The organism is Ancylothrix sp. D3o, assembly GCF_025370775.1.
Taxonomy (GTDB): domain Bacteria; phylum Cyanobacteriota; class Cyanobacteriia; order Cyanobacteriales; family Oscillatoriaceae; genus Ancylothrix.
Genome location: NZ_JAMXEX010000102.1, coordinates 1 through 2,590, shown reverse-complemented (window position 1 = coordinate 2,590; position 2,590 = coordinate 1). Strand labels below are relative to the sequence as shown.

3 protein-coding genes and 1 pseudogene are annotated in these 2,590 nt (G+C 44.1%); all 4 read left to right on the top strand.

The features are described 5' to 3' along the window. The coding region (locus NG798_RS27420) for a transposase (RefSeq protein WP_261226888.1) at positions 1 to 643 on the top strand (643 nt) is incomplete at its 5' end. 422 nt (positions 644 to 1,065) lie between these two features. Further along, a complete protein-coding gene (locus tag NG798_RS27415) occupies positions 1,066 to 1,245 on the top strand; it encodes a hypothetical protein (protein WP_261226887.1) in 180 nt (59 codons plus the stop codon). Between the two features lie 852 nt (positions 1,246 to 2,097). Continuing rightward, positions 2,098 to 2,247 (top strand): annotated as a pseudogene (locus NG798_RS27410) (reverse transcriptase N-terminal domain-containing protein); the annotation flags it as partial. A 45-nt stretch (positions 2,248 to 2,292) separates the two neighbouring features. Then, on the top strand, positions 2,293 to 2,590 hold a 298-nt coding region (locus NG798_RS27405; protein ID WP_261226889.1), incomplete at its 3' end, for a reverse transcriptase domain-containing protein.

Below are 2,590 nucleotides of genomic sequence, written 5' to 3'. Positions count from 1 at the left end.
CTTATCCTTTCTTGAGGTTTTTACTGGCTTTTTCAGCTTAACATTTTTTGAACCATTTGCAAAAGTGAGATGCACCCTATTAAGAATCTATGCAGCTTGTGGTGTGCTCTGCTTAAAATACTTAGATGAAAGCGGTTTCAGCCTGTGGAGTAGTCCCAGTTACAGTTATGTAAAAGTAGGAGAACAGAAAAAAATAAGGCAGAGTAAAAAGCGAGGGAAAAGGCTAAACATATTAGGAATATATGAGCCAGGAAAAAGTTTTAATTATGCAGCTTCCTTAAGTGGGTTCACAAAAGAAAATTTGGTTAAAATCTTAGACAAGGAAGCTGTATATGCACAGCAAAGACAAGCTCAAACGGGAGCGATAACAGTGATTGTATTAGATAATTACTCAGTCCATAAAAGCCATATTGTGAAAGCGAAAGAAAAAGAATGGCGTGCTCAGGGACTATATTTGTTTTTCCTTCCTACTTATAGCGCGGAATTAAATCTAATAGAGGGAGAATGGCATCAAATTAAAACCCATGAAATATCAGGGAGGATGTTTGATTGGGAATATGATTTAATCGAAGCAGTTAAGGAAAGCTTAAAGGCAAGAAGTGAAAAATTAGGATTGAAGCTTGACTATTTTAGACTCAACTAATTTTGATAAATATAGGGTAAGCAAGCTCAAAGTTTTTTACGTTTAATTAAGTTCACTTACTTAATAGATAAAGAGGAAGGATATTCACGCGCACGGGAAGCTTAATGAAATATTTTACGAGAGAGGAAATTAAATTTTTCAACAGCCAACTACAAAGCCACTTGGATACACCGGCACCAATGGATGTTATGGGTTGAGGATATTGCAGAGTTTAGGGATGTTGCAAACTCAGTGCATACTCAGATGCCGATGGATATAGAAGGAGCCGGCTTTTCTATAAGGTTCGCTTGATCTTTTTGGGGCCGGTGGAACTTCAAGTGCTGGTGGCGCTCCAAGATTTGGTGAGTGTAAAGAGGCCAGTGGGGATCCAAGAATCGGTGAGTGTGGAGAGGCCGGTGTCATGCTCGAAAAGGTTTTTTTTCATGGGATTTCATAGGCCGGCTCAAATAAAATGTAAATTACCGGCATCTATGGCGGACACCAGCCAATATCGTATCCCACCGGCACCCAAAGCAAACACCGGCCCCCTTCCGTATCCCACCTACCGAACGAACCCTGGGCAATTTACCTTTGACCACCAGCACTTATCCGCATTTCGGTAGACACCCATCACATCATTGGCCTCGTTTAGTTGATGAAATCAGGCCACTTAAGAATTAACTTAAAAACCATTTGATTCATCGGTGTCGGTGGACGTCAAGAGTCCTTGGATCTTGAAAGACTACTAGATATTGAGACACGGATTTCTGCGGTGGGGCCGGTGGAGCGCGACCTGAACTGGTCAATTGGTAAGTAGGGCCAGCCAAACGCCGGGGATTCATACCCCCAAAGCTCACGGAGAATACCAGTAATGGTATGGTCACGCCCGATTAGGTAACGAAAACGGCGGAATGCAGACCCCGAAAGTAACCTAGGCTGACAGCCCCCCTCAGTCAGGAGCAAGAGGGATTCTCTTAAAGGTGAACGCAAGTGAACTGTCGCTTAAACTGCGTCATCCCCTAACGGGCCAAATAAGGCTGACAGGCCCGAACCAAAAAGTAAGTGGGTGGTTTTGATGGTTTCACCTCATCAAAACGTATGAACGAACTCCCACCGCAGAAGAGACAGCACCTACAGAGAGAACAGGCAACCAAGCGATACAACAGGGTAAACCCCCACAGAGTCCATAGGAAGGTCGAAACCTATGGTAAGCCGAACGTAAGGAAAGCAGAAGTCTCTGGGGGGTAGAGGATGAGGCAAAAAGCGAAAGCCTTCCTGTAATGAGGAGGATAGGGGTTCAAAATTTGCCCCTGACCGAAAGGGATAGCAGACTTGCCTTGAGTTTTATGAGAAGGAAACCGAACTGTAGAAACTCAATCTAAGGACAAGTTAGATGTCGGAATCCAAACCAACAAACGGACTAAGGAAACCACTAGAAGACCTTTCGCCAAATTAATTGGCGAAAGGTCTTCTTGATGGTTAAGAATCTACGTCACAGAATCTTTCTCGCTCGAAAACTTGGGTTTCTGGAGAAGATTAAGAAGTCTTCAAAAGTTAATGTTAAGAAGCCACTCTCTCTACTACTGTCAGTTCGGAGAATCACCCAAACCAATAAAGGGAAAGCGACGGCAGGAATTGACAAAGAAATAGTCAATACCCCTCAAGCTAGGGTGAAGCTGGTAAACAACTGGAACGGAGGGAATCAAGAACCCCCCAGACGGGTGATGATACCTAAACCCAACGGTAAACAACGACCGCTCGGCATCCCAACCGTGCGTGACAGAATCGACCAGGCAAGAGTAGTTAATGCACTAGAACCCGAATGGGAAGCCGTGTTTGAACCGAACTCCTACGGTTTCAGGCCCGGTAGAAGCTGTCAAGATGCTATAAGGCAGAGTTTTGTAAGACTTTGCAGACTTAGAGGCGCTTGGGTTTTAGAAGCTGACATCAAAGGATTTTTCGATAACA